Origin of the sequence: Paenibacillus thiaminolyticus (genome assembly GCF_003591545.1) — a bacterium.
GTDB lineage: Bacteria > Bacillota > Bacilli > Paenibacillales > Paenibacillaceae > Paenibacillus_B > Paenibacillus_B thiaminolyticus_A.
This window is the reverse complement of record NZ_QYZD01000018.1, coordinates 76,837-103,794: the sequence shown is the minus strand read 5'-3', so window position 1 is coordinate 103,794 and position 26,958 is coordinate 76,837. Positions and strand designations below refer to the sequence as shown.

Here is a 26,958-nt window from a genome sequence, read left to right as displayed (position 1 = left end):
GGGAAGCGGCCTGTGGCATTATATCCGCTGTCTTATAGGTAAGCGTGCGCGCAGGAAGTAGCCGCTACTATCCAATTTTGGACACACTTCTCCCGTGATTGCGCAGCATCAAAGAAAACAGCAGTGGAGTACCCCGTACCTGCAGACAAAGACTTTAAAGCTCTCTTCTTCATACGAATACTCCTCCTTTCGCCATTTCCTCGTTATAAGTGCAAATGATGGTACAATTCATATATCTCACATACATTCTTCACGTACAAATCGATAATTATTGAAATTATACTTCGAAAAATATACAATTGCAAGAACTCAATCATGTTCATGTTATTGAACGGTCGGCGTTCAGGCGATCTGCCGGCCGCGGCAGAATCACTTTTGCATGAGAAAAAACGAGGGCGCAGCAGCGATTTCAACATCGCCCTGCCCCTCGTTTGGCTTGCCTCTCACTTCGTCCTTGCACTTACACCAATTTCACCAAATGATATTTCTTCTTTCCTTTGCGGATAATGATGAAGCGGCCTTCAATCGCATGCTCGGCGCCGACGACGATTTCCAGCTCGCTGACCCGCTCGCCGTTCAGCGAAATGGCGCCATTCGTAATATCCTCGCGCGCCTGGCGCTTCGACGGCTCAATGCCAATATCGACGAGCCATTCCACGATATTTTTGGATTCCGCGGAAGCTTCAAACGTCGGCATTTCCTTGAAGCCTTGCTCAATTTCATCCGCAGTCAACGACCGGATATCGCCGCTGAACAGCGCGGCGGTAATTCGTTTCGCCTGCGCCAGCATTTCTTCGCCGTGAACGAATCTCGTCATTTCTTCGGCCAGCGTTATTTGCGCTTCGCGCTTATGCGGCTCGGTGCGCACTTTCTCAGCCAGCGCTTCAATCGCTTCTTTATTGAGGAAAGTGAAATACTTCAAGTATTTCACGACATCACGGTCATCAGTGTTCGCCCAGAACTGGTAGAACTCATACGGTGTCGTCTTCTTCGGATCGAGCCAGATCGCGCCGCCGGCCGTTTTGCCGAACTTCGTGCCATCCGCTTTCAGCATCAACGGAATCGTCAGGCCGAACGCCTTGGCCTCAGGGCCTTCCTTTTTGCGAATCAAATCCAGGCCGCTCGTAATATTCCCCCACTGATCGGAACCGCCGATTTGCAACTGCACGCCCTCTTCCCGGTACAGATGCAGGAAGTCCATCGATTGCAAGATCTGGTAGGAAAATTCAGTGTAGGAGATCCCGCTCTCCAGGCGGCTCGACACAATATCTTTGGCCAGCATCGTATTAATGCTGAAATTTTTCCCGTAGTCGCGCAAAAAGTCAATCACATTCAACTGATGCGTCCAGTCATAATTGTTCACCATGCGCAGTTGATTGTCTCCATCGGTCAGGAACAGCCTTTTCATCTGCGCAGTCAGCGCATCCACATTCGCCTGCACCTGCTCCATCGTCTGCAGCGACCGCTCGGATTGCCGTCCGCTCGGATCGCCGATCGTTCCGGTCGCGCCGCCGATCAGAATGACGGGCTTGTGCCCGGCCAACTGGAATCGTTTTAGCATCATGAACGGAATGAGATGCCCGATATGCATGCTGTCTCCGGTCGGGTCCACCCCGCAGTACAACGCAATCGACTGTTCTTCCACCAGCTTGCGCAGCCCTTCAGCATCCGTCTGTTGATTAATCGCCTCGCGCCATTCCAGTTCATCAATAATATTCAACATTCCCAGCTCCCTGTCCTTCTGTCTTGGTCTTATATGCCTGAATATACGCTAAAATAAAAAATCGCCCCTCATCTGCACCAGCAGATCCAGGGACGATTGAATAACCGCGTTACCACCCAACTTGTACAATAACCGGAACAACCGGATCATCATACCGCTCTCAGCCCATTATCGTGAGCTATCCCGCTTGGCATTACCCAAGATACTCCAGAGTGTAATTCGCAAGGAAACAGTATGCTGCCAGGTCCCATCAACCCCTGGCTTTCTGTGAACAGTGACTGCCTGCTACTGCGCTCTTTCAACGTATATTCCGTATAAGATTACAAGCCATTATAGTGAATTATGAATCGGTTGTCAAATAGATGCAGCCAGAATTATGGCCCCGCTTGATCACACTCCGCCAAAAGATATTCAAGCCTCTCACTCCTTTTACAAAACATTTATATCCGCTTCACATTCCGAATACATATCCTAACAATTCCATTAACAATCCCCTTCCATAATGAAGGGGGGTAAGTACATATTCGCTTGGAGGGATATCAAATGAAATCATTCGTACAGAAATCGCTGGTTGCGGCCCTGGCGCTGCTCATGCTTCCATTTGGCGCATCGCAATCTGACAAGGCATTTGCCGCGGGAGCAGGTAAGCGGCAGCCGGAATCCAAAAACGTTATCGTGCTCATCGGCGATGGCATGGGACCCGCGCAAGTATCCGCAGCACGGATCTACTCCAAAAATAAGCTAAAGAAGCCGGCTTTGAACCTGGACAGCATTTACGTCGGTCAAGCCACAACCTTTGCTGACAAAGGCGAAGACGGAGATACAATCGTGTCCGGAGAAGTTACGGATTCTGCATCCGCGGGAACGGCCTTCGCGAGCGGACATAAAACCTACAACGCGGCCATCAGCGTCTCGAACGAGGATATTTCCAAGCCATTCGCTTCCGTCATCGAAGCTTCCAAAGCCGCTGGCAAGTCGACTGGATTAGTGACGACAGCACGAATCACGCATGCTACTCCGGCTGTGTACGCCGCGCACGTCCGCAACCGCGATAATGAAAATGCGATCGCCTCTCAATATTTGGAGGCCGGCGTTGATGTCCTGCTGGGCGGCGGAAAGCGTCATTTCGTCAGCAAGGAGTTCAAAGGCAAGCGTGACGACAAGACGATCATTCCCGATTTCGAGAAAAAGGGCTATAAAGTCGTTTACGATAAAAAAGGTTTGGCGGCTTTAACGTCCAAAAACCAAAAAATTCTCGGCTTGTTCCATGATTCCCATGTCGATTATGTGCTGGATCGCAAGCCAGAGACCCCGAGTCTTGCCGACATGACGGCCAAGGCGATCGAAGCTCTGTCCACGAATCCGACAGGGTTCACGATGATGGTTGAGGGCGGACGCATTGACCAAGCCGCCCACGCGAATGATTTCGGCGCGATGATCCAGGAGACGCTCGATTTCGACGCCGCCGTGAAGGTAGCGCTTGACTTCGCTAAGAAGGACGGCAACACATCCGTGGTCATTACAGCCGACCATGAGACGGGCGGCCTCTCGCTTTCCCGTGACAATATTTATGAACTGAACGTGGACGCATGGGACGCACAAAAAATCTCTTCCGAGCTGCTCGCGCCACAGCTTGCGCAGGCAACGTCAACAGCGGGAATCAAGCAGCTAGTCCAGAAATATACCGGATTTTCCGATATTACGGAAGAAGAAGCGCAATATATATTACAGGGAGACGGAACCTCTTATAAGCAGGAAGGCGCCTTCAATCAAGTGATGGCCAAGCGTTACTTGATCGGCTGGTCCGGCCATGGACACTCGGCCGTCGACGTCGGCGTGTGGGCTTACGGTCCGATCATGCAGCATGTCCAAGGGCAGATCGACAACACAGCAATCGCAACCAGCATTGCGCAAGTCGCAGGGGTAGATTTAGAAAAAGCAACAAAAGATCTGCAAACCAAGCACTTGTACCCGAAATATAAAGTAGACGATGACGGCACCGTTCTGTTCCCTGCCGTCAAGCTCGCTCAAGCGCTGCAAATTAAAGTCACGGATAACAAGAACGCGAAGGTCACGACATTTACGAAAGGCAATGTTACCTTGAAAGTACAGGGCGGCCGCAAAGTGACCTTGAACGGCAAAGCCAGCACCCTTCCGGCCGAGCTCGATGGCAATGTCCTCTATCTGAATCTGGAAGCGTTCAACCAATTGACAGGCCAAGCGTTGAAGTGGGATGCCTTGTCCGAACGCATTATATTGAACTAAGGTGATCTATTGGGCGGGATGATGCTTATCATCCTGCCTTTTTTCAAGAGGGCTACCCTATGCCTATGAGCCGACTCGTTCGGCCCTTCTAGTCAATGCTGGGTGCATCCAGATCTTCCCGCCGCATCCACAAGGATGGCCGCAACCGCAAGGATGCGCAGCCGCGACTTCAAGTCAAGGTGGCCGCAACCGTACCTTCAAGTCAGGATGCCTCCCCCTCGACTTCCATATGGGCAGCACCCTATATCGCGCGATATGAGCAGCAGCCGCACATGCCCCGCCGCATCACCAATCCTGCTAAAATGCAGTTTTGATTCATCGGGCAAGCCTACTCGACGCCAATCCTGCAAAATTACATCATTTTCCCCTTATAATTTGTATTCTACCCGTTATGTCTCGAAATTGATGCAGCGCTGCATCAATTTCCTCTTAAACCACCGAAAACGGCCAAAAATCCTGCACTTTTGCAGCATTGGTCCGCCATTATAAGTTATCCGGCACATGAACAGGGGAGAGAACGCGCGAATTTTTCTACAACCAAGCGCCAAACAAGTTCCGCACCTCATGCTCAGAATACCCATCCTCCCCGCGCCAGTTGACGACGGCAAAAAAGTCATTTTTCCCTCCGCGGCCAGGCCTGTCTTTACTCGGGACCAGAATCCCCGCCGTTGCGAGAATTTCCATACAGACATCCCGCTCCTGCTTGCTGGAAGGAAAAACACCGTGGAGCCGCTTCTCTAACTGACGCGCCGCATCGGTTGGCTCGCAGTTGGATATGGTTTCGAGCACCTGGCGCAATATGGCTACATCCTCTGCTTGTACCTCAATGTCCTCTTCCCTGCTCAGCAGCTCCAGATCGAGCAGCATATAAGGAAGGTAATTCAAGCGAATGCCGCCCCATTTGATTCGCTCGAAGTTCAGCACATTCAGATCCTCGTCTTGATAGATTTCGAGGCTGGCGATATGGCAGCGGTCGCAAATATGGCAATCCCCATACATCGCGTAGTTTCTACCTTTCTCCGGATCGGTATATTTCCCTACGTTGCTGTCAAATATATGCGCTGTTAATTGCCGGGACAAGCTCCAACTGGAGAGCGCGCTGCGCAAATGCACCGCTTTTTTATCCATTAACGATTTCCCCATTTCAGTATGTGGCAACCCTCTTGTATAATTTTCTACACTTTCATGACGATATAATTATATAATTGCTATCGGAAAATTTGAAGAAATAGAGCAGCCTCACCTTTTCTTCACCTGAACAATAAGCAAAAAGCCTTAATCCGCTTGCGCATCGGACTAAGGCTCTTTCTATGGAAGCTACCACTCTTCGTATCTTTGCATTTGCGCCTCATTCAAATACATTCCGCCGTTCAAGCCTTTCCGCCGGCCCACACGTCTTTGACGTAACGCCCTTCCGCCTCGAGCCGCTCGAGCCATGCTTTCGCCTCCGCTTCGCTAACGCCGTGAACCGTTTGATAACATCCCAGCAAGGCAGCCTCTACATCCGGGGCCATCCTGCTTCCGTCGCCGCACACATAGAATTGTCCTCCCCGATCCAGCATGCCGATGATCTCCCTATCCCGCTCCTGCATCAGATGCTGGACATACGTTTTCGGCTGCCCCGGAAGCCGCGAAAATGCGGTGTGCACCGTAACAAGCCCCTCTTGCTGGAACTGCTCCATCTCTTCTAGATAGATATGATCCGCTGCATCGCGGCAGCCGAAATAAAGATGTGCCGCGCCAAGCTGGGCTCCTTGCCGCTTGAGCGCGCGTCGAGCCTGAAGGAACCCGCGGAACGGCGCGACTCCTACCCCCGGTCCGACCATAACCATCGGAGTGCCCGGATCTTCCGGGAGCCGGAAGCCCGACTCCGGGGTGCGGACGAACATCATGACGGATTCTCCCGCCTGCAGGCCTGCAAGATAATTGGAAGCGACGCCGCGGTACTCGCCTTGGCCGCTCCAGGCCGGACCATGCACCACGCTAACCGTAATGCTGGCCTGCTGCGGCTGCACGCGCGGAGAACTGGAAATCGAATAGGATCTCGCTTTCAGCGGAGGCAGAAGCTCCAAAAACCGTTCGAACGGCATTTCACAGGCTGCATATTTTTCCAACAAATCAAGCATCGATATCCGTTGCTGCAAAATATTGGACTTGTATGGCTCTTCCTCCAGCAATACATCCAACTCCCGCTTATGAGGCGGGCATGCGGTCCGTGCCGCAAGCTCCCGTATCTGGGCCCGGGTCGCCGACTCCTGCAATTCCACGCTGCGGCCGAGCAAGTCGAACAGCTTGACGGGGCGATCCAGCGGCAGATGCGCCATGCAAAGTCCGGAGGTTTTCAGAATGATATGGTCGTTGCCATCCAATCCGAAGCGGTTCAAGACACGTTCCACGAGTTCCTTGCGATGCTGAGGGAACACACCCAGATGATCTCCCTCCAGATACGTGATCCCCTCCGGAAGTGCAATTTCAATATGGCGCGTGCTGCGTCCGCCTCCGGCTTTTTGAAGCTCGCGGTTGTCTACGATCTTGGCATAATGAGCGTCGTACGATTCGGCAAGCGGCGCCTCGCTCATGCCGCGGACCACTTCCAAGGACAGATCCGGGCTGGCTTGATGCTCCCTCGCTTTGAAGGTCAGACCTAACGAGCTCATGACCTCAGGCCAGAGCTGATCGCGCCAGTTCTCCACCTCGGTCTCGAAATCGCCGCCAACATCGCCGCCGCCAAGCGGTACAAGCCGCTTCGCCCCTTTGGCCGCCATCTGCCCGTCAATCCATGCCGGAACGCTCTGATACGTGCTGGCCCAGTTGCGGTCGCCGCAGCCGAAGACGCAATAGCGAACTCCTTCCAATTCGCCAGGGTTTACTTCCCGAAGCCACTGGACAAAGCCGCGTGCATTATTGGGCGGCATGCCGTTATAGGACGACGTAACGATGTATATCACGCCCTCCGTAGGCAGCTTCCCTGCATAATCATTCAGCGCCGCTACCTTGCTCTGGAAGCCCTGGTAACGCGCCGTATCCGCCAACTCGCGGGCAATCCCCTCAGCCGTGCCCAGATCGGAGCCGTACAGCACGAGCAGCGGGGTATCATGGCGCTCCGCCGGAGCCAAGGCTTCCCGTTCGACGGCATTTTTCTTCGGTGCAGTTGCCCCTCCCCCGCCGACTCCGAACAAAAAGCCGGTTTGTCTGCTGCGGGGACGAATTCGGATCGTGAAGCCATCGGGCTTCACCGTCAGCGTCTCCTTCACCTTCAGTTCGTAACGGGTATGATCGATGAACTCGAAATGTTTGAGCAGCAGTCCCAGCACTAGCGTCGCCTCCTGCAGCGCGAACTGCTGGCCGATGCAGGCCCGCTGCCCGATTCCGAACGGCTTGTATGCATCATGCGGCACCCGGATCGGGTCCTCGAACCGCTCCGGGCGGAACATCTCCGCATCCGCGCCCCATGCGGACACGTCCCGATGCAATTGGGGAATCAGCACGACCATCCGGTCACCTTGGTTCACCGCATATTTTCCAGCCAGCATCGTATCCTTCTTCGCCTGCAAAGAGAATCCCGGAGCCGTCGGCCATAGACGCAAGGCTTCATCAAGAATCATGCGGACGTATTTCAAGTTCTTCACCTGAGCGTACGTGGGAACCGGATCCGTTAACACGCGGTCTACCTCATCATATCCCTTTTGCAGCTTCTCGGGATTGTTCAACAGATAGTACAGCGCAAAGGATAATAAACCGCTCGTCGTCTCATGACCGGCGATCAAGAACGTAATAATCTGATAGCGAATGTTCCTGTCATCCAGCGCCTCTCCCGTCTCCGGATCTTGGCCCTGGAGCATATGGGCCAGCAAGTCATCCTCTCCCTGCTGACCATGGGCCTTCCGTTCGGCGATAATTTTGTCTACCAAGGAGAACATGAATTCGAGATCCTGCTGGAGCTGGCGTCTCGACTTCACCATCAGCATATCCTGAATGCCGAGGCGCTGCGCTTGGCTCATCGTTTCACTAAGGGCCCGCACCATGCTGGCGACGAACGGATGCGATTGCTCACGGTAAAAGCTGTTAAACCGATAATTGAAGCCGCATAACCCAATCGTGTCCAGCGCCAGCCGCGTCATATCTTCCGGCACATCCACGCTTTCCTCCGGATTGAGGCGCGACCACTTCTGCACCAGCTGGATCGCGATCTCGAGCATCTTGTCGAAATAGCCGCGCATCGCCGTCCGGCTGAAGCTCGGGAGCAAAATATTGTGTGCCTTCCGCCAATTCGGCTCCTCGGTTTCCGAAGTGAACAACCCGTCCCCCAAGAGGACGCGTACCTTTTCCAGCACGGTTTTTTCAACGATTTTGTCAAAACGGGACGGATCGGTCAGATCCTTCACCAATTCATAGCCGGACACAATGTGCAAATGTCCAAATGGCAACTTCAAACGAAAAAATTCACCATACTCTTCCGCCAGCTTCATGAACGACTGAATAGGCATATCCGTATCAAGCTGGGGCAGATTGCCTAGCGGCCCGTACGTTCTGGGCTGTGGAATCGCAATCGTCATCCTACTACGCCTCCTCACTATTAATGGCATCGCGGAATGAATATTCATTCCGTTTGCGGTATGAAAAGCGACCGGGTCAATGGACCCGTATCGCATTCCAACAACATTCCTCCACGCCGGCAAGAAGCTCGTCCGTTTCCTCCAATACCTCCGCTCTGATCGTTTCGAATAGCTTGACGAGAGCGCCATAGAAAATGGAAATCAAGGCATTGGGCGGCAAGGGGGAGATGATTCCTTGCTGCTGTCCTTGGACTAAGAAGTGACGAATAAAATCCATGCCCACTTCGAATGTTTTCAGGCTTTTTTCGTCCAGCAATCGAGGATTCAAGTGCGAATCAATGAACGAAAACGCTTCTCTGTTTCCTTTGGCAAAGTGGATCGTCTGCATAAAAATGTGATGAAATTGCTGCCGCACAGTACCCGATTCGGGGAAACCATGGGTTACCGTGTGGAAAAATCGCTCCGTCCATTCTTGAAACAATGAATTCAGAAGGACCTCTTTGTTCTCGAAATACCGATAAATCGTACCGGCTCCCACGTTGGCACTCTCGGCTATCATCGGTACCGTTGTCGCATCGAAGCCGCGCTCCGTAAACAAATGCAATGCTGCCTGTAAAATGTCTTCTCTCTTCGTCGTCGCCACTAAACTCACCTTTCTCGCGGAATGAATGTTCATTCCCTTGTATATTATACCAATAATTTCAATACTTCAAGAGCATAAAATTCAAATTTCTGTGAAAAGGGCCCGCCTGAAACACCGATGATGTACTTCCTAATCATTGACTTGAAATCCTTTTCACAAAATATGATATCATTAAGAATCCCCTAATCAACTCTGATCAGACGTACTAGAAGTCTAATCTTACCAATTATCTCAACAGGAGAAGAATCGTATGGCGAACATTTATGATATAGCCAAAATGGCCGGAGTGTCGGTTGCAACCGTCTCAAGAGTGCTGAACAACCATAAATATGTTTCGGATGACAAACGGGACAAGATACTTACCATTATTGATGAATTGAATTATACCCCGAACAAGAACGCCATCGACTTAATCCGTGGCGAAACAAAGATCATCGGTCTCATCATTCCCTATAACAATAGCCAATGCTTTGATCAAATCCTGAATGGAGTGCTCAAAAAGGCGATTGAGAAGGATTATACCGTTACCGTGCTCCCATCCCAGTACAGCAAAACAAAGGAAATCGAATACCTCTCCAAATTAAAAAACAAGCTGCTGGACGGCATTATTATCGCTTCTAGAGCAAATGGCTGGGATTCCATCATACCGTACACGGAATATGGCGCAATCGCAGCCTGTGAATTTACGCCCCACCCTGCAATCGGCTGTTCTTACTTTGACAGATATTCTTCTTATGTCGAGGCTTTTCAGCTCTTGAAAAATAAAGGGCATGAACATGTTGCTTTTACATCGGCAAGAGGAATCGAGAGCGTCAGCACTCAGCAAATGATAGCCGCATATAAGGAGGTATTTGGGAAGCTTCCACCTGAATTTCATGTATCCAATTGTTTTTGTCTTGAAGATGGATTCAGCGCCGCCAAGCGATTATTAGATTTGCCCCAGAGACCTACAGCTATTTTTGCAAACGGGGATGAAGTCGCTGGCGGAGTTCACCTGTACGCCAAGTCAATTGACCTTCAGATTCCTGATGATGTAGCGATAATCGGACAAGAAAATCAACCTATTGGCGCCGGCTTAGGCATCACTTCTATTGATCATCAATTATCCAAAGTTGGTGAACAGGCATGTGAGCTAATTATCAATAAATCCAGCGTAAAAATAAAAATTCCATATCAGTTTATTCCAAGATCATCGGTCTAACAGTATATTCTATGCGCGCTTTGCAAAAAGAATAGAAATAAAAGGCTCTGTTAGTGATATATGTTTATATTTGAAAAATAGAACTTACGTTCTATAATGATTGTATGGATGCTTCAATTTTGTGGGGTGGTTTCAATGGCTACGATAGAACAAATTCGTACTGATATTGAACGCTTAGACCAATTTGGTAAGGAGCGTGTATTTGCGTGGTTAAAAACTACCCTTACACCATTATTTGAATCAAAATCCATATTTCATGAAGTAAATGAACGGAAAGCTAATAAAGGATTTCGCTGCATTTACTGTGGAATGGATGAAATTGTTCGCTTTGGTAAAACTGGACAGGATCGTCAACGTTATAAATGCAAGTGCTGTGATAAAACATTTACGGAAACTGCTGATACCCCTCTCTATCATTGTCGAAAATCTGAAAAATAGAGTGACTTTTTATGAAACCTATTTTTTAGAATCACAAAAAGGGGCAATCCCAACACGCCGATCTTCTCGAAAACGTGGTGGAAGTGCTAAAAAACGAGGTCTTTCCACTGAACAAATCTGTGTGCTGATTGCTCGTGATCGAGAGAAAAATACATTCTATAAAGTCATTGGACGTGGAAAGCCTACAAAAGATAGCTTAGAACTCCATTTAGGTAATCGACTACGTCATAGATGACTAATAAAGAATGTTATGAAATGATTGTTTAAGTGACCATAATAATAATGGAAAGTTCCGATAAATTCCGTATCAAAAATATCGAGTAAATAATAAATTTTAACGATAATATGTATTTGTAAAGGAGGGAAATGAATGTTACAAGAATTCAATAATTTAATGGATTACATCGAAACCCATTTAACGGAAGAAATCTCTGGAAAAGATATATCAAAAATTGTAGGACTATCTGATTATCATTTTAAAAGAATGTTTTCGTATATGGCTGGAATGTCATTGAATGAGTATATCAAAAATAGGAGATTATCAGTTGCGAATGTTGAATTAATAAACGGAGTAAAAGTGACAGATATTGCCTATAAATATGGCTATCAATCTATAGAAGGATTTTCAAGAGCCTTTCGTGAATGGAGTGGTTTTTTACCTTCAGAAGTAGCTAAAAACAAAATTCAAAAATCATTTCCCAAATTTTCATTCTTTATAGATATAAGAGGAGGAATATCCATGGAATTCAAAATTGAAAAAAAAGAGAAATTTAATATAGTAGGTGTATCGAAAAGAGTGCCAATTCAATTCGAAGGTGAAAATAATGCGATCTTAGAACTAGCCCAGTCAATTACCGAACAACAAAGAAATGAAATGCATCAATTAGCTGATTTATATCCTCATCAAGTCTTGAATGTATCCTATGATTTTGATGATGGTTTCTTGGAAGAAAAAGGCTGCTTAACTCATATGATTGGTTTTGCAACTACAAAAGAAAATCCATTCGATGATTTAGAACAAATTTCTATTGAAGAAAGTTTATGGGCAATTTTCCCTAATCAAGGACCATTTCCTGCTACGCTTCAAGAAACTACCGCAAAAATTTATTCTGTATGGTTGCCTTCTTCAGATTATGAAGTAACAGATATACCTGGAATTTCTTTTACAAAGTACAATGGTACATCGGAAAATGTATATAGCGAAATTTGGATGCCAGTAAAGAAAAAAGTTAGCGATAAACTTGGATGATTATTATATTTACAGAAGTGTTATTCCGTTAAATCTTCATTTACCATATTAGACCAGTCAGTAGATATTGACTGGTCTTTTTGAATTTGATGAAAAATCAACACTTATCGCTAACAGAGCCAAATAAAAAAGCTCTTTCTCCCTATCTAGGAAAAAAGAGCCTTCACCCTTCATTACGTGCGCATCCTATACAATCGACTGACTATAGCTTCTCCTTCATAGCAACCCCCGCCGGGAATGCCGCTTGGATCTGGGCCCGGATCGGTTCAGAGCGATATACGTCTCCGTCCAAAATAGCGACCCGTCCATAGTCAGACGACGTGCGGATCAGCCGTCCGATGCCTTGGCGGAGACGAAGCAGCATGTAAGGCATGTCGATCTCGGCGAACGGATCCGCCGCGGCTTCGCGCTTCGCCAGGAACACGGGATCGTCCGGCGGGTAAGGCAGCGACCAGATGATCACCTTGGTCAGCGCCTCTCCCGGCACGTCCAGCCCCTCCCACAGGCTGACAGCACAGAGTACGCTGTCCGTGTCCGTCTGGAAGGCGGAGATGAGGCGGCTGATCTCCTGATCCCCTTCATACAGGAAGCGCTTGCCGGATTGAGCGGGATAGCCGGAAGCCTCCATTTCCCGCTTGAAAAGCTGCAGCTCCTCCCGCGAGCGGAACAGCATCAGCGCGCCGCCAGGTGTCTGCTCCAGAATAGCGAAGGCCATCCCCATCTTCGCCGCGAAGCTGTCCTGACCGTAAGGAAGCGGCGCCACCGCCTGCATGACATTCGCATAGTCATAGGAAGACGGGACGGAGAAGGACAAATAGTCCCCCATCCCGAGACTGTCCGCCACATACTTGAAGGAGCCGTCCACCGACAGCGTCGCCGAAGAGAAGACGATCGGCATCCGTGACGTGAAGAGCCGCTCCCCTAAGATCTCCTTGATCGTCTTCGGCATAATGGAGAAGACGAGGCCGTCTCGGCGCTCGGTCGTCCAGCATATCGGCTTGTCCGCCCGATCGAATAGTACGAGCGCCTTCTGCATCATTTCGAGATGCTCTTCGACGATGCGCAGCTCATACCCGTTCAGCGTGTAGAGCTCGCTCTCATAGACAAGCGCTTCCTCGATGTCATCAATAATTCCTCGGAAGCGGCGCAGCTCCTGCAGCAGCGGTTCATCCAGCATCACCCGGCTGCGGTCGGAGCCAGCGATAGTCCGACTGCGGTCAGCCAGTGAGCGGAACAGATACCCGCTCTGGTCAATCGCCCGCTCAATAAGCTGCGCCAGGTTCTCCCGCACCTCACCGTTCAACAGGCGAAGCAGCAGCTCCTCGAATACGTCATGCTTGAGCTTGTAGCTGACCGCCTTCAGCGCGGCCGACTCCAGCAGATGGCCTTCGTCGAAGACGACCGCGCAATGGTCCGGCAGCAGCGGCAATTGCCCTTCCCGCTTCCGGCTCTCCTCCGTCCACAGATGCTCCATGTAATAATCATGCGAGCAAATGATCAGATCAGCAGCCTTGCGGTAATGATCCCGGGACAGTGTCTGTCCGCAGCGGTGCCGCTTCTCGCACACGAAGCAATCCTGGAACGTATCCCAGTTGATCCGCTGCCACCGGGCATCGTTCAGATCCGGGTATTCCGTCCGGCCGCCGTACGCATGGAACGCTTGCTGGGACTCCGGGCGGCGGACGAAGCGCGGCAGACCTTCATAGATGGCGTCATACAGCGGCGCGTCATCGTCCTCCCACTGAGAGCGGGCCTGATCCAGCTTCACGAGACACAAGTATTGATCCGGTGATTTGCCAAGTCTGGCATCGATGTCCAGCTTCAGATGCGCCGACAGCTTCGCGATATCGCCTTCCGGCTTCACCAGTTGCTCGATAAGCGACTCATCCGCGCATGCGATAACCGCCGGCTTCCGCATATAGCGGGCATAACAAATGGCATACAGCAAGTAAGCCAGCGTCTTGCCCGTCCCTACCCCGGCCTCGGCGAAAATGGCCTGCTTCTCGGCATAGGCGCGCTCCAGCTGGAAGGCCATATATATCTGCTCATCCCGCACTTCAAAGCCGGCCTCCGGCAATCTTTCATAAAAAACGTCCGCCACCCAGTCACTAACCTGCGGAATATAAGGGCGAGCGGGGTCATAATCAAAGGGGTACCGTTCCAACGTATGTATAGCCTCCATCTTGTTCATGACTTCAAAAGAGGAGCCGAATGGAGCGTCCGCGGCATGCCCGATCTCCGAAGACATGCGCTTTCCCTCGCACCCTGCTCCTCTTCTAGTGGATTCATTCATCCCTATTTTATCGATTTTCGCGGCATCCAGCAATGCCCCGGCCTGCCATCGCAGACAACGCATCGCAGCCCCGGATCCATGCCGCTTACGGCATAAATGCCATAATGGATAAAAATGACGAGCTTCGCTTCTTCGAACCACTTTTGCACCAACTGGAAGTCCTCCCTTTCGCATCTAGCATGAACGCAACGTTATTATCTCACAGATCTAGATGCAAAGACATGTAAGAAATCGTATAATAATCAAAGTGACCCACGGTTCATTTTCATCTATCAAAATGAAACTGTGATCTAATCCACACGTATTATTAGGTAGTTCATTGACACATCGTTAGCAAAAGGGAGTTGGAGAAAACGTGAGAAACCGATGGCTTGTAAGCTGCCTCGTCGCAGCAATGCTCGGGACAGCGCTGGCGGGATGCAGCGGTGCTACGGACGAAGAGCCCGCGCAAGGGGCGGAGCAGGAGAAGGAAACCCCTGTTCAGGTCGCCGAAGTAGAGAAAGGCTCTCTCAGCCAACAAAATGAAATTATCGGTACAGCCAATCCAAGCAGATCTGTCGATATCATTCCAAAGCTGAATGGCGAGCTGATCCGCTTGAATGTCAAAAAGGGCGATATGGTCTCCAAAGGGGCAACGCTCGGGACCATTGATGCGGATGACCTCGAAATCCAGCTTAAGCTTGAGCAGTTCAATCTGGAGCAGGCGCAGGATCAGTACAAGACACTACATAACGCCCAAGCGTCCGATCTGGAGCTGGATCAGGCGAAGCGCAGCATTGAGCAGGCTCAGCTTCGCGTCAAGCAGGCAAGCAGCCGGCTGGCCAATGCGACCTTGAAGGCCCCGATGAGCGGACAGGTCATTCGGGTTGCTGCAGAAGCGGGAGAATTCGTTACCTCAACATCCCCGCTGTTCACGATCGTATCCACCAATCCGGTGAAGTTCTCGGCCAATGTCAGCGCGAATCAGATGCTCTTGCTTCAGAACCGGAAGGAGACGAAGGTCGAAGTGCCGGATGTGGGCAAGACCTTCACCGCCCGGATCACGTATCTATCGCCCGTCGCCAATGAAGGCGGATTCTACGCCTTGGAGACGCAAGCCGACAATGCGAAGGGCGAGATCAAGCCCGGCATGACAGCCAAGTTCATCGTCGACCAGGAAGTGCTGAAGGACGCTCTCCTCGTTCCTACCGAAGCGATTGTGGAGAAGAACGGCGAGTCGCATGTGTTTATCGTCAAAAATAGACGAGCCGTGGAAGAAGCCGTCGAAGTACTGGAAGCCCAATCGAAATTAACGGCGGTGAAAGGCAATCTCCAGGCGAAGGATCAAATCGTCATCAAGGGACAAATGACCTTGTCCGACGGCAATAAAGTGAAAATCATCGAGGGGGCGCGCTAACGTGAAAATTATTGACGTCTCCGTTAAGCGTCCTATCGGCGTCATGATGGTTGTGCTCGCGATCCTCGCGCTCGGTATGGTCAGTCTGCGCAACCTCGCGATCGATCTGTTCCCTAAAATCGATCTACCGATCGCCGTCGTCGCGACCTCCTATCAAGGTGCGGCGCCTGAAGAGATCGAGAAGCTTATATCGAGACCGCTCGAAGCTTCGTTGAGCACAATCCAGGGAATTGACACCGTGTCTTCGCAATCGCAGGCGAACTCCTCGCTCGTCATGCTGCAATTCAAGACCGGTACAAATATGGACAACGCCCTGATCGACGTCAGGGAGAAGGTCGATCAGATCAAAAGAATGCTTCCCGAGGATGCCAATGATCCTTCCGTGCTCCGGTTCGACCCGAATCAGATGCCTATTATTACGCTGGGCTTGACGGGCGATTCGCCGGAGAAGCTGCAGGAGATCGCGGACACGAACATCATCCCGTTCCTGGAACGGGAGAACGGCGTCGCGTCGGTATCGGTTTCCGGCGGCAAGACCCGGGAGATTCTCGTCGAGCTGAACCGGGCGAATCTCGCGCGCTACGGCATCGGGGCGTCGCAGGTCGTCCAGGCAATCAACGCGGAGAACAAATCAGCCGTTGCCGGCTCGGTGCCGAAGGGCGTGCAGGATCTGCAAATCCGGGTCAGAGGCGAATTTACATCCGTCGAAGATATCGGCCGGACATTGATTCATCTGCCTGGCGGCGGACAGATTCGAGTCAACGATATCGCCGATATTAACGATACCTTCAAGAAGCAGAGCTCGCTGACGCTGGTGGACGGAGCTCCGGCGCTCGTCCTGTCGGTGCAGCGCCAATCGGATGCCAATACCGTCGCCGTCGCGGACAACGTCGACAAGGCGGTCAGCCAGCTTCAGCAGGATCTGCCACAGGGCATCGAGCTGAAGAAGGTATCTGATACATCGATATTTATCCGGCAGTCGATCGACAGCGTCGTTAGCAATATGATGAGCGGCGGCTTGTTGGCCGTGTTCATCCTGATTCTGTTCTTGCGCAGCATCCGCTCCACGTTCGTTATCGCGTTATCGATGCCGATCGCGATCATCTCGACGTTTACGCTGATGTATTTTACCGGACAGACGCTGAACATCATCTCCATGGGCGGACTCGCCCTCGGCATCGGCATGATGGTCGATAACTCGATCGTCATCCTGGAGAACATCTTCACCTACCGGCAGAAAGGCATGTCCATGAAGGAAGCCGCTGTTAAGGGCGCCTCCGAGCTGGCCTCGGCTGTTATCGCCTCGACGACGACGACATTGGTCGTATTTCTGCCGATCGTATTCGTTCAGGGCATCACATCGGATATTTTCCGTCCGCTTGCCTTGACGGTCTGCTTCTCGCTGATCGCTTCGCTCGTCGTGGCGATTACGCTGATTCCGACGCTGTCCTCCAAGATCATATCGCAGAAGAAGATCGTGCAATCCGAGAAGAAGGGCTGGTATCTCCGCTTCTTCGGATCGTTCGTCTCCGGCTACAAGCGCATCCTGCGCTGGGCGCTGGGACATCGCAAGACGACGGTGTTCGCTACGATACTCCTGCTCGTGGGCAGCTTCTTCCTCGCTCCGCTCATCGGCATGGAATTCATGCCGGGCGGCGATCAGGGACAGATTCAGATCAGCGTTCAGACGCCAAGCGGCACGAATCTGGAAGAGACGAAGAAGGTGGCCGACGATGTGGCCGCCCTGTTGAAGCCATATGAGAGCATCATCGATACCGCTTCGGAATCGATTGGCGGAGGCGGCCCGTTCGGCGGAGGCGCCAATTCGGCCACCTTCACGATCCAGCTCATCCGGGCGACCGAACGCGAGATGACGACGAAGGAGATGATGCAGGAGCTGACGGATGCGGTAAGCGAAATCCCTGGAGCGGAGATTACCGTATCAGCCATGGAATCCGGCTTCGGTGCGGGCTCGCCGATTCAGATCAAGCTGAACGGACAAGAGCAGGATGTGCTGGAAGAGATAGCTTCTCAGGTCGTCTGGCTCATTTCAGATATCCAAGGGGTCTACAATGCGGATTCTTCGGCCGCCGAGGGCAACGCGGAGCTGAACATTTCGATCGACCGCAGCCTCGCCGCCACCTACGGCTTGTCCTATCAGCAGATTATGAACGAGATCTCGCTGGCGATGAACGGGCAGCTGGCGACGCAGTACCGCGAAGGCGGCAACGAATATGACGTGCGCGTCATCCTGCCGGAGGCGGAACGGGACAGCATCTCCGCCTTGAATGCGCTGACGATTCAATCGCAGACGGGCCAGCTGGTTCCGCTGTCCGCCGTCGCCCAGTTCCAGCAGCTGCAGGGACCGGTTATGATACAGCGGGAGAATCAGCAGCGGCAGATCAACGTGACGGCCGATCTGGCCGGAAGAGACCTGGGCAGCGTATCGACCGAGATCGAACAGGCGCTGCAGAAGATGAACTTCCCTGAAGGGTACACCTACTCGATGGGCGGAGAGACGGAAGAAATGATGAATGCATTCGCCGATCTGGCAATCGCGCTTGTCTTCTCGATTTTCCTCGTCTACGTCGTCATGGCGGTGCAGTTCGAATCGCTGCTGTATCCGTTCATTATTATGTTCTCGATGCCGACCATGTTCGTCGGAGTCCTCTTCGGATTGTTCATTACCGGGACGCCGCTCAGCGTGACCGCCTTAATCGGGGTCATTATGCTGGCGGGGGTCGTCGTGAACAACGGGATCATTCTCGTCGATTATATCAACATCCAGCGCAGATACGGGCTGGAACGGCATGAGGCGATTATGCAGGGAGCCCCGAGCCGGCTGCGTCCGGTTTTCATGACGACATTAACGACCGTGCTCGGCTTGATTCCACTCGCGCTCGGCATCGGGGAAGGCGCGGAGATGCAAGCGCCGCTGGCTATCGTCGTCATCTTCGGCCTCTCCAGCTCGACCATCTTTACCCTGCTGCTGGTGCCGGTTATGTACACGTACCTGGATGATTTCTCGAACTGGATCAAGCGTCTGTTCACGAGAAAGGACAAGAACGAGACCGCGCACGAAGCAGCCGTGTAACGAGAGCTGACAAGTTAGGCAAGACAAAGAGACAACCTCCGTTCCGCCACTCGGCAGAACGGAGGTTTGTTCGTCTCAGCCTATGCAACAAAGCGGATTACGCATTATATTATAGAAGCGGCACGATGTTTCATTTCATGTCATGCGGACTTATTCCGAATAGCCTCATTCGCGCAGGACAGCCGATTGATCAGGTCAGCGAGAAAGAACAGGACGATAACCGAATGGAGGTAGCGGCATTGAGTTTTATGGATAAAATGAAGCTTGGTCTCAATCAAGTGAAGGATAAAGCGCAGCAGACTGTGGAGGTTACGCGTATCAGCGCGCAGATTGCAGGGAAAAAGAAAGATAAAACCGCGCAGCTCACCCTGCTCGGCGAGATGGTGCATGAGGCGCATGTCAAACAGGAGCTGACGGAGCAGATGCATCACATCGAGAGCCTCTCACAAGCCATCCAGCGGCTGGAAGGAGAGATTGCCGCACTGGAGAAGCAGCTCCGCAAGGCCAAGGGCGAGAAAATATGTGCCTGCGGCGCCGTCATCACCCAGGAATCCAGATTCTGCAACCATTGCGGTCAAGCGATGCCGCTGGAGCCAACCGAGATCATCCCCGCTTCGCGCAGTCGACGGGACGATCCTGTGCTCGTTGTCAACTGCCCGCAATGCGGTGCGCTGTTGAATGGCGACTTGGAGAACTGCGTTCTGTGCGGCGGTCCGGTAAAGTGACAAGGCAGCCCGAGGCTGTCTCCTAGGCAGTGCGCAACAATGCGGGGCAAGCCAGGATAACAGAAAATATAGAAGCGGGAAGACGGCGGCTGAGCGAGTGAATCCAACGTTAATGCAGGAATCCCTCGCGCTCTCCATATACAGTGCTGGCCACCGGCTCAAGCGGATCAGCCGCGAAATATTCGACTAAAAAATCATGCAAGGCCTCAGGCCGTTGGAAAAACCCTGTTTTTTACGGAGGGGTGGAGATGTCCATTTACACAATCAAAACTTGGCACTCAGAATTTTTTCTACGGAGAGACGAGATCCACTATATAAAAAATGCAGTGGCGAAAACTCCCATACACTTCTCAACAGCCTGATTTTACGGGATCCAAGAGACAGCGTCGGATCCTGGGGGCATCATCGCCTTCAGGAAGCATCATTGCCATCTGGAGGCATCATTGCCATCTGGAGGCATCGTTGCCTTCTGGAGGCATCGCCTTCTGGGGCTTGAACGCGTGGAGGAAATTGCTGCTATTTTACAGGAATTTCGGCTCAATGAGTCACATCCCGAGGAATTGCTGCAAATCTACATCATTTTAGGCCCTTTTGCTTCAAGTCGAAGCGAAACGGGTGAAATTCCTGCAGTTTTGCAGGATTCCCTTTCTGGTCAAGTCGTCCATATCGAATTGCTGTATTTGCGCAGGATTTCGCTTACCGAATAGGTGTTGAAATCGTGCAGTTTTGCAGATTTGGCTTACCAAATAGGCGTGTCTGGACAAATCGTGCAGTTTTGCAGATTTCGCTTACCGATTAGGCGTGTCTAGAGAAATCGTGCAGTTTTGCAGATTTCGCTTACCGATTAGGCGTGTCTAGGGAAATGGTGCAGTTTTCAGGCCGTTGGAAAACCCTGTTTTTTACGAAGGGGTGGAGATTGTCCATTTTCCTACTCACAACTTGGACCCATAGCGTTTTAAATCGATTTTTCTACGGAGAGACGAGATCCACCACATAAAAAAATGAAGTGCCACAAAATCCCTTGGACTTTCTCAACAGCCTGAAGGCCTGCGGGAGTACATATTTCCGCGCCCGCTCCGGGAAATAGCTATGCTCCTCGGTTGCGATGACATCGCGGACCGGCAGCCATTCGATCCCGATCTCCCTTCGTCGGCATGCGCGCCGCCGGGAGCGGCTCCTTGCCCCTGAAGCCCGCAGCCGTAGATGAATTCAACCGCATGGACCGCCTTCTCTATATGGGAATATTCGTGGTTCGCCGATACATACTCCCGTACACAGAGCAGCCTAAGGTCTGCCACTGACGACCCAGCTCTTCCTCGCATTCACGCCGCAGTGTCTCTCCTGCGTCTCGTTCGGCTCATGGGCTCCGCCCGGCAGCGCATAGTAGACGCCCACTTCCGGCCGCTCCTTCTTGATGCACAACAGCCGGTCATCCTCCATGATCAACGCCCGCGTTTCCTCTCCATGTCTCCGTCCCTCCCCGGCATCACTAGCAAGCCCTAAATTGCTCATACCGCTGGCTCGCTAGTCGTGTTGCATCGATTGTCAGAATCGTATCCTCTGCTTCCACTATCGTATACAGCGAGGCAGCATGTATAGCATGCAGCAGGCATCATGGGCGCAATTCGGACTCCCTCCTGGTGAAGATGCCGCCCCGCGACCCGATTCGCTTATGGCCGCTCCGCTGCCTCGCCGGACAAGATGCGGACCTCTCCCCGGCCCGGCCTGCCCTTCCTCTCAAGTTCAGACGATATTCCCCCCTACTCATCCGATAAGACGGGATTGTATACGGTCCAACGCCGCTTCCCAGTGCCGTCTCATCACTTCCCGCATATAAATATTATCCAGCTTCTCCTGATGTACGGAGACGGTCGTCTTGTCGGGGCTCTTCGATAGAACGTAGAGCTGCAACGTGGACGGATGATCCCATCCCTGAGGCTGCCAGGTCAAGCGGAGCTTCTGCTGCGGAATGACGGAGCGAATCTGTCCGCAGGTGCCTTCCTCTGTCACATATTCATGCCGTACCTGCAGGGGCAAAGACGGCAGCGCTCCAAGCCAGCAGGACAGCCCTTCGGATGACAGCAGGAAAGTCCACACCTTCTCCTTCGAGATTGGCATCGTCCGCCGCACTCCAATCTGAACGCCTGCCGAAGCCGTCTGGCCGACAGGGACACGGCCCAGCTTCTGTCCGTACAGAAGGGCGAGCATATCGCTCCATTCCGGAGATACGTCATATTCGCCGGCAATATGCCGGACAATGCGTTCATGGGACCAGACCGGATCCACTCCCCGATCCAGCTGCTGAATCCACTCTTCCCAGGCTTGGCCCGTATTGGCCAATATCGCTTCTCTGCATAGGGAACCTACCATCGATAATCCTCCCTTTCTCGTCGATAACTATCTGTATTATAGAACAAAAGCACTGACATCGGCGGCTAGTGTTGCTGATCGCTTCGATAGTATTCCACTACATCCGAGGCCAACTCCATCAACTACTCCTTCAGCCCGGCGGGCTCCACAATCCGCACCGGTTGCCATACGACAGGAGAAGATAGGCCGTCTGAGTATAGACCGTCAGTTCGTCAACCTTGCAATACACATAGCCGACGCCGCGCTCGACAAGCGCATGGCCGAGGAGCCAATGTGCGCACAGATCATCGATGGCCTGCGGGCTGCCTTCAAGATGTAGCGAAGATGCCCTCCCGGCTCGGAGGATGGAAGGAGCTGCTCCAACAAATATTGGCGCGCGGAAAAGCCGGCTGGCCGCTCGAAAACGGATTCGATCCGCGAGAGCGCCGCATTCGGACAGCTCCTTGGCCGTCATGCGGCGCCGGGAAGTCAGGAGCCATAATATCGCGAATATATTGTCGGCCTTGGCCATCGTCACTCACTCTTTTCCCAGTCAATGATGTGTCGTATCTATCATACGGTGCGCCGTGCTTAGCCGCTTCGCCCATTTGTAACGCCGAACGGCACGTGCACCGACGGCACGATGCGGGCCACGCCTTCGATATGTCCCATCTGATCGTCGAAGAAAATATGCGGCTTGAAGATACGCAGCACCCGGCCCTTCTCGATTCCCCCGAGGAAGAATGCTTCATCCACGCGAATGTCCAGCTTGCGCAAGGTCGTAATGACGCGTTCATGGGCAGGCGCGTTCCGAGCCGTCGCAATCGCGACCCTGATCTTCGGCTTATAGCTCGCATCGCGCTCATTCCGTTCGATTTCCCGCTTCTGCAGATTCGCGATGTCCGTGAAGAAGCGGAGCAGCGGGCCCGGCGGGAGCGGCTCATCCGCCAACGTACGTTCATGATCATGGAACAGCTTCAATTCCCCGCCTTCCTGGAATACGGTCTCGGCAGAATCATCCGCGATAATGCCGTCGAAGTCGAACGCAATCCGCAGCTCCTCATCCTCGTCATCATCGATAAAATCCGTCGGGTAGATGCAGCCTGCGGGACAGCCGCGCTCGACCGCTTCCGTTACATCCTTCGGGTTCCCGGACAGGAATAGCGATGCATTGAACGCTTCCATATACGGGAACGGATTGCTGCCGGCGACGAACACGGCTCGGCTAATATTCGGCCCATAATGCTCGATAGACTTGAACACCCGCAGCCCTGTATCCGGATCATTGCGCGACAGCAGCACGACTTCGACCGGCTGATCGTCGGCCGAGCTTCCGTTCAACTGCAGCAATCTCTTGATTAGCGGAAAAGCAACGCCCGTCCTCAAAATGTCATGCTCATGGGCCCGCTGATACTGCCGGTATGCTTCCTCCCCCTTCTCCTGAAATACTTGATCGGCCTCCGCCAGATCGAACAGCGCGCTCGACGCCGTCGCGATGACCAATTTCTGTTCAATGCCGTATGGCATTCCCGAATCTTCCTTTCTTGTAATGCGCCTTGTGCTGCAGGGTGATCATGTCCGCCGGAGGGAGCAGAATCAGAATGACCAATTTGGCAACGGACAAGCGGATCACCATCGTCGCCATCTCGATCGGTTCTATCGGATCGCCGCAAGGATAGCGAACATAATCATAGATTACTAGACTGGCGGGCAGCACAAAAAAAGCGTCACCAGCTTCTTCCGCCGTGACGTTCGTTGATCCGTGCCGTCTGATTTGATTCTTCATCCGGTCCCGCCTTTTTCTAAAAGATATGAAAATAACTGTAATCGGTTTCATTTTATCACAGACCGACCGCCAGCACCATGGGCCTTGTGCGTATCAGCCTGGCAGTATTGGCCTGGCGCATTTCGGCCTGACGGTGTTGGCCTGGCGGTGCCGACCGCCGGAATGCGCAGCTTTTTTAATCCAAATCGGGCCGGATCGGCTCACGATGCTCCTGTTCCACGACCTCGGTGAACAGATTCGCCTTTGGCTTCGGCTTCTGCTTCCGGGGCTTCCCTTCGAGCTGAGCAAGCATCTTTTCCATCTCGCCGATCGTGACCGGCTTGGCATGCCGCATTAATTCATACCCCATATGTCCCGAGATTTCAAGGGTTGCGCACTTGACGTCACTGATGGAAGCGATGCCCGTCGCTCTCAGCTTGGCCTCCAGTTGATCGACCGTTAAGCGCAGCTTCTTCAAATTCTCCGTGATGACCTGTCCATCTTTAATGATCAGAGTCGCTCTCCCCATGAACCATTTCTCCACCCAATTGAACCGGAGCGCGAGATACTGTACGAGCAGGAGCAGAGAGACGTAGACGCACAGCGTGATGATGGTTTTCACCAACCCGTCTCCCTTCACGGCATGACCAATCATGGAAGCCATCGCCAACAGCGTTATGATTTCAAGCCCCGTCATTTCCCCCACTGTTTTTTTTCCGAGAATTCGAAGCAGAATGAACCCGGTTAACAAGACAATCAATGCTTCCACGGTGAAATGTAATTTTATACGTTCCTCCCGTCTGTACACCATGCAATTGTATTTTCGAGCAAATGCGTTTATTTCACTTTGATGACAAGGGAAGCATCCAGATCCTGAATCGAGCTCCGTCCCGATATCGCCAACTGCAGCTCGGTCTCGGCGATAAGACGCTCCATCACCTCCTGCACACCGGTCTCCCCCGCGACAGCCAAGGCATACGCATAGGGTCGGCCAATCATAACGGCATCCGCTCCCAGGGCGATAGCCTTCAGGATGTCGGCTCCTCTGCGGATGCCGCTATCCATCAATACCGGAACCTTGCCTTGAACCGATTCACAGATCGAAGGCAGCGAATCCAGCGTGGCGACCGCACCATCCAACTGCCGTCCTCCATGATTTGAGACGACAATGCCATCGACACCATGCTCTACTGCCATGACAGCATCATCCGGATGCGTAATGCCCTTGATCAGAACAGGCAAACGCGTATGGTCGCGAATGAAGTCCAACTCCTTCCAGGTAAAGCACGTATTATTGCCTTCATCCAATGCGAGCTTGACAGCCTCTTCCTTATTTTGGTCCGGCGGCTCCTTCAGCATCGAGCAGAATACAGGATCCGTAAAATAATTGCCCATTCCTTGGCCGGACAAAAATGGCAGATACGCATTGCTCAGATCCGTCTCCCGCCATCCGAGCAGCGTGGAGTCCACCGTTACGACGATCGCCGAGTATCCGGCCGCTTCGGCGCGCTGAAGGAAGCTCTGGGTAAGCTCATGATTTTGGGGAGGATAGAGCTGGAACCAGCGGACACGGTTCCCCATCGCTTCCGCGACGGCCTCCATCGGAATGCTCGACACGTTGCTGAGGATATAGGGAATGCCCAGCCTCGCGGCCGCGCGGGCTGGAGCCAACTCTCCCTCCGGATGCAGAATCGTATTTACCCCGATTGGAGCGAACAGCACAGGGAAGGGGAGCTTTGCGCCGAACAGCGAGATGGACATATCCCGTTCCGTAATATCGCAGCACACCCTCGGTCTGATGTGGTATTTCTGGAAGGCCTCCACATTGCTGCGGTTCGTGTCTCCCGCTCCGGCCGCCCCATACACGTAGCCGAACGGTGCGGCGGCCAACAGGCTTTTCGCCTTGCTCTCCCACTCATCAAAGGAGACCGGCAGCAGCTTCCCCGCCCCGTCTCCGCTCTCATAGAACTTCATTTGCAGCTTTTCACTATCGAATGTCAAGATGCAGATACCTCCATGTTCAGAACTGGCATGATTCATGGTCCCCATAGTAAAATTGCCGGGAACGCCCAGCCTTATCCCTCGATTGAAAATGAAAAAAGCACCCCCTCTTTTCCGTTGAGAGAAGATGCTTTGCTTGTGCAGCAGCATGTTAACCAGTTGCGCTCAATTGGTATCGCCCATGTAGCGCCGCTCCCGCAGCCCTTGCTGCAGCGGCTTGACCAGCCCTTGGGGATACACGCGGATGCGGTCGAGCCGCTCAAGATCGATCCACTCCACGCCGACCTGATCCGAATCCGGATTGGTGGCGGCCTCCATCGCAAGCTCCCCGTCGAGCCGGCATTCAAAATAAAACTCCACCTCATGGACATCATAATCCATTCCGCGTGCTCATGGTTCTTCCCGATATACTCGCGGATATACATTGGGGAATAACGGCTTCTTCCAGCTTTTCGCCTATTTCCTGGCCGCCCCGGGGAATAAATAAAATAATCCGTCGCGATCGCGGTTCTGGGTCAGCAGAATGCGGTTGCAATCATCGATAATAACCGCCTTTGCAGAATTGCGTATAGGCTTCATACGGCTTGTCAACCTCCCTTAGCCAAAAAACCGGATATGCTTCACTTTGGTAGCTAGCCGGTCCCATGATTTCCTGAACGGTCCTCTCTCATCCGGCAATAACGGCAGCCCGCATTCGGACGCGATGCGGGTCACAACATCTTCCACCCTCATCAAATCCGTGTCAAGATGGTGCCGGAACACGGGCTGAGACAAGCCTTCGATGCACCGGTCTATCTGCTGGGCCGCCCACGACTGTCCTCCCTCGCCCCGGGTCTTCAGCCGCTTCAGCAGCACTTCCTTCGACGCGCATAAGGCAAAATGATGCACGATTACGCCATCTTCCCGAAGCCTCCCTGCGATCTCGTGGAAATAGTCGGCATTCACGATCGTCATCGGCACAATGATAGTCCCATCATACTCGGCGTTCAAATGGCGGAGCATCGAGTAATTGCACTCCCGCCACATCGGATAATCTTGAAAGTCGCTCCGCTTCATCTCATGAGGCACATTTTTTCGAATGAAATATCCTGCATTTTCCGGATCATACACAAAAGAAGCCGGTATTCTGCGGTGCAGTTCAAAAGCTGTCGTTGTCTTACCGGAGCCGAACGCCCCATTCACCCATACAATCATTCGCTTCACTCCATCGTCTCGCGTAGCCCATATGTGCGTTAAGCCGTGGTATACATAGATACCTAT

22 protein-coding genes, 2 pseudogenes and 1 other annotated feature are annotated in these 26,958 nt (G+C 52.4%); of the genes and pseudogenes, 8 read left to right on the top strand and 16 right to left on the bottom strand.

Annotated elements, in window-relative coordinates:
• Positions 1 to 460: 460 nt before the first annotated feature.
• Positions 461 to 1,720 carry a tyrosine--tRNA ligase gene (gene tyrS, locus DQX05_RS18915; protein WP_119795077.1) on the bottom strand — a complete coding sequence of 420 codons (1,260 nt, stop codon included), beginning with the start codon at positions 1,718 to 1,720 and terminating at the stop codon, positions 461 to 463.
• 88 nt (positions 1,721 to 1,808) lie between these two features.
• Positions 1,809 to 2,034: a binding site (T-box leader), on the bottom strand.
• 232 nt (positions 2,035 to 2,266) lie between these two features.
• On the opposite strand from tyrS, the gene DQX05_RS18910 reads away from it, so the two are divergent.
• Positions 2,267 to 3,988, top strand: coding sequence for an alkaline phosphatase (locus DQX05_RS18910; protein WP_119795047.1), 1,722 nt, complete (start codon positions 2,267 to 2,269; stop codon positions 3,986 to 3,988).
• Between the two features lie 531 nt (positions 3,989 to 4,519).
• Here the strand turns inward: DQX05_RS18910 and DQX05_RS18905 are convergent.
• The 3 genes from DQX05_RS18905 to DQX05_RS18895 all read right to left on the bottom strand — a co-directional run bounded on the left by DQX05_RS18905 (position 4,520) and on the right by DQX05_RS18895 (position 9,187).
• Positions 4,520 to 5,116 (bottom strand): hypothetical protein, encoded by a 597-nt coding sequence (locus tag DQX05_RS18905; RefSeq protein ID WP_259392103.1) that lies wholly within the window; start codon positions 5,114 to 5,116, stop codon positions 4,520 to 4,522.
• 242 nt (positions 5,117 to 5,358) lie between these two features.
• Positions 5,359 to 8,544, bottom strand: coding sequence for a bifunctional cytochrome P450/NADPH--P450 reductase (locus tag DQX05_RS18900; RefSeq protein WP_119795046.1), 3,186 nt, complete (start codon positions 8,542 to 8,544; stop codon positions 5,359 to 5,361).
• A 76-nt stretch (positions 8,545 to 8,620) separates the two neighbouring features.
• Entirely contained in the window at positions 8,621 to 9,187 is a 567-nt protein-coding gene (locus DQX05_RS18895) for a TetR/AcrR family transcriptional regulator (RefSeq protein ID WP_119795045.1), read from the bottom strand.
• A gap of 250 nt (positions 9,188 to 9,437) precedes the next feature.
• Here DQX05_RS18895 and DQX05_RS18890 point away from each other — a divergent pair, with 250 nt between their 5' ends.
• The 3 genes from DQX05_RS18890 to DQX05_RS18885 all read left to right on the top strand — a co-directional run bounded on the left by DQX05_RS18890 (position 9,438) and on the right by DQX05_RS18885 (position 12,075).
• On the top strand, positions 9,438 to 10,388 hold the full coding sequence (locus DQX05_RS18890) for a LacI family DNA-binding transcriptional regulator (RefSeq protein ID WP_119795044.1): 951 nt from the start codon (positions 9,438 to 9,440) through the stop codon (positions 10,386 to 10,388).
• A gap of 135 nt (positions 10,389 to 10,523) precedes the next feature.
• On the top strand, positions 10,524 to 10,826 hold the full coding sequence (locus DQX05_RS30355; protein ID WP_147385206.1) for an IS1 family transposase: 303 nt from the start codon (positions 10,524 to 10,526) through the stop codon (positions 10,824 to 10,826).
• Between the two features lie 370 nt (positions 10,827 to 11,196).
• A complete protein-coding gene (locus tag DQX05_RS18885; RefSeq protein ID WP_119795043.1) occupies positions 11,197 to 12,075 on the top strand; it encodes an AraC family transcriptional regulator in 879 nt (292 codons plus the stop codon).
• Between the two features lie 202 nt (positions 12,076 to 12,277).
• Here DQX05_RS18885 and DQX05_RS18880 read toward each other — a convergent pair whose 3' ends face one another.
• A complete protein-coding gene (locus DQX05_RS18880) occupies positions 12,278 to 14,239 on the bottom strand; it encodes an ATP-dependent DNA helicase (protein ID WP_119795076.1) in 1,962 nt (653 codons plus the stop codon).
• 131 nt (positions 14,240 to 14,370) lie between these two features.
• Positions 14,371 to 14,523: pseudogene (locus DQX05_RS30930) on the bottom strand (hypothetical protein); the annotation flags it as partial.
• Positions 14,524 to 14,723: 200 nt separating this feature from the next.
• Between DQX05_RS30930 and DQX05_RS18875 the strand changes: the two are divergent.
• The 4 genes from DQX05_RS18875 (at position 14,724) to DQX05_RS18860 (ending at position 20,290) form a co-directional block, all read left to right on the top strand.
• Positions 14,724 to 15,764, top strand: a complete 1,041-nt coding sequence (locus tag DQX05_RS18875; RefSeq protein WP_119795042.1) for an efflux RND transporter periplasmic adaptor subunit — start codon at positions 14,724 to 14,726, stop codon at positions 15,762 to 15,764.
• Position 15,765: 1 nt separating this feature from the next.
• Positions 15,766 to 18,858: an efflux RND transporter permease subunit gene (locus DQX05_RS18870; protein ID WP_119795041.1), complete on the top strand. Its 3,093-nt coding sequence runs from the start codon at positions 15,766 to 15,768 to the stop codon at positions 18,856 to 18,858.
• Positions 18,859 to 18,983: 125 nt separating this feature from the next.
• A complete protein-coding gene (locus tag DQX05_RS18865; RefSeq protein ID WP_259392102.1) occupies positions 18,984 to 19,583 on the top strand; it encodes a zinc ribbon domain-containing protein in 600 nt (199 codons plus the stop codon).
• 443 nt (positions 19,584 to 20,026) lie between these two features.
• Entirely contained in the window at positions 20,027 to 20,290 is a 264-nt protein-coding gene (locus DQX05_RS18860; protein WP_119795040.1) for a hypothetical protein, read from the top strand.
• A gap of 380 nt (positions 20,291 to 20,670) precedes the next feature.
• Here the strand turns inward: DQX05_RS18860 and DQX05_RS32295 are convergent, their stop codons facing one another.
• The 10 genes and pseudogenes from DQX05_RS32295 to DQX05_RS18820 all read right to left on the bottom strand — a co-directional run bounded on the left by DQX05_RS32295 (position 20,671) and on the right by DQX05_RS18820 (position 26,892).
• The gene (locus tag DQX05_RS32295) at positions 20,671 to 20,796 is read right to left on the bottom strand and encodes a hypothetical protein (RefSeq protein ID WP_259392101.1); all 126 of its coding nucleotides are present in this window, start codon (positions 20,794 to 20,796) and stop codon (positions 20,671 to 20,673) included.
• Positions 20,797 to 20,867: 71 nt separating this feature from the next.
• On the bottom strand, positions 20,868 to 21,095 hold the full coding sequence (locus tag DQX05_RS30925) for an NUDIX hydrolase (protein WP_220483212.1): 228 nt from the start codon (positions 21,093 to 21,095) through the stop codon (positions 20,868 to 20,870).
• 252 nt (positions 21,096 to 21,347) lie between these two features.
• Positions 21,348 to 21,953, bottom strand: a complete 606-nt coding sequence (locus tag DQX05_RS18855) for an SRPBCC family protein (protein WP_119795039.1) — start codon at positions 21,951 to 21,953, stop codon at positions 21,348 to 21,350.
• Between the two features lie 130 nt (positions 21,954 to 22,083).
• A complete protein-coding gene (locus DQX05_RS30920) occupies positions 22,084 to 22,470 on the bottom strand; it encodes a hypothetical protein (RefSeq protein ID WP_182914815.1) in 387 nt (128 codons plus the stop codon).
• 53 nt (positions 22,471 to 22,523) lie between these two features.
• Entirely contained in the window at positions 22,524 to 23,459 is a 936-nt protein-coding gene (locus DQX05_RS18845; protein ID WP_119795038.1) for a 5'-nucleotidase, read from the bottom strand.
• Entirely contained in the window at positions 23,443 to 23,718 is a 276-nt protein-coding gene (locus DQX05_RS18840) for a hypothetical protein (protein ID WP_119795037.1), read from the bottom strand. The genes DQX05_RS18845 and DQX05_RS18840 overlap by 17 nt, the downstream gene beginning before the upstream one ends.
• Positions 23,719 to 23,893: 175 nt before the next feature.
• Positions 23,894 to 24,394, bottom strand: a complete 501-nt coding sequence (locus DQX05_RS18835) for a DUF421 domain-containing protein (RefSeq protein ID WP_259392106.1) — start codon at positions 24,392 to 24,394, stop codon at positions 23,894 to 23,896.
• Positions 24,395 to 24,534: 140 nt separating this feature from the next.
• A complete protein-coding gene (locus tag DQX05_RS18830; protein ID WP_119795036.1) occupies positions 24,535 to 25,698 on the bottom strand; it encodes an alpha-hydroxy-acid oxidizing protein in 1,164 nt (387 codons plus the stop codon).
• 165 nt (positions 25,699 to 25,863) lie between these two features.
• A pseudogene (locus DQX05_RS18825) lies at positions 25,864 to 26,277 on the bottom strand (NUDIX domain-containing protein).
• A gap of 18 nt (positions 26,278 to 26,295) precedes the next feature.
• Positions 26,296 to 26,892 (bottom strand): AAA family ATPase, encoded by a 597-nt coding sequence (locus DQX05_RS18820; RefSeq protein WP_119795035.1) that lies wholly within the window; start codon positions 26,890 to 26,892, stop codon positions 26,296 to 26,298.
• Positions 26,893 to 26,958 lie beyond the last annotated feature (66 nt).

Coding starts and splice junctions, on each gene's coding strand:
- DQX05_RS18890 (WP_119795044.1), top strand. CDS start 9,438: ATGGCGAACATTTATGATATAGCCAAAATGGCCGGAGTGTCGGTTGCA.
- DQX05_RS18835 (WP_259392106.1), bottom strand. CDS start 24,394: ATGACGGGGCTTGAAATCATAACGCTGTTGGCGATGGCTTCCATGATT.
- DQX05_RS18845 (WP_119795038.1), bottom strand. CDS start 23,459: ATGCCATACGGCATTGAACAGAAATTGGTCATCGCGACGGCGTCGAGC.
- DQX05_RS18910 (WP_119795047.1), top strand. CDS start 2,267: ATGAAATCATTCGTACAGAAATCGCTGGTTGCGGCCCTGGCGCTGCTC.
- DQX05_RS18900 (WP_119795046.1), bottom strand. CDS start 8,544: ATGACGATTGCGATTCCACAGCCCAGAACGTACGGGCCGCTAGGCAAT.
- DQX05_RS30355 (WP_147385206.1), top strand. CDS start 10,524: ATGGCTACGATAGAACAAATTCGTACTGATATTGAACGCTTAGACCAA.
- DQX05_RS18865 (WP_259392102.1), top strand. CDS start 18,984: ATGTTTCATTTCATGTCATGCGGACTTATTCCGAATAGCCTCATTCGC.
- DQX05_RS30925 (WP_220483212.1), bottom strand. CDS start 21,095: ATGAGCAATTTAGGGCTTGCTAGTGATGCCGGGGAGGGACGGAGACAT.
- DQX05_RS18885 (WP_119795043.1), top strand. CDS start 11,197: ATGTTACAAGAATTCAATAATTTAATGGATTACATCGAAACCCATTTA.
- DQX05_RS18855 (WP_119795039.1), bottom strand. CDS start 21,953: ATGGTAGGTTCCCTATGCAGAGAAGCGATATTGGCCAATACGGGCCAA.
- DQX05_RS18840 (WP_119795037.1), bottom strand. CDS start 23,718: ATGAAGAATCAAATCAGACGGCACGGATCAACGAACGTCACGGCGGAA.
- DQX05_RS18820 (WP_119795035.1), bottom strand. CDS start 26,892: ATGATTGTATGGGTGAATGGGGCGTTCGGCTCCGGTAAGACAACGACA.
- DQX05_RS18905 (WP_259392103.1), bottom strand. CDS start 5,116: ATGGATAAAAAAGCGGTGCATTTGCGCAGCGCGCTCTCCAGTTGGAGC.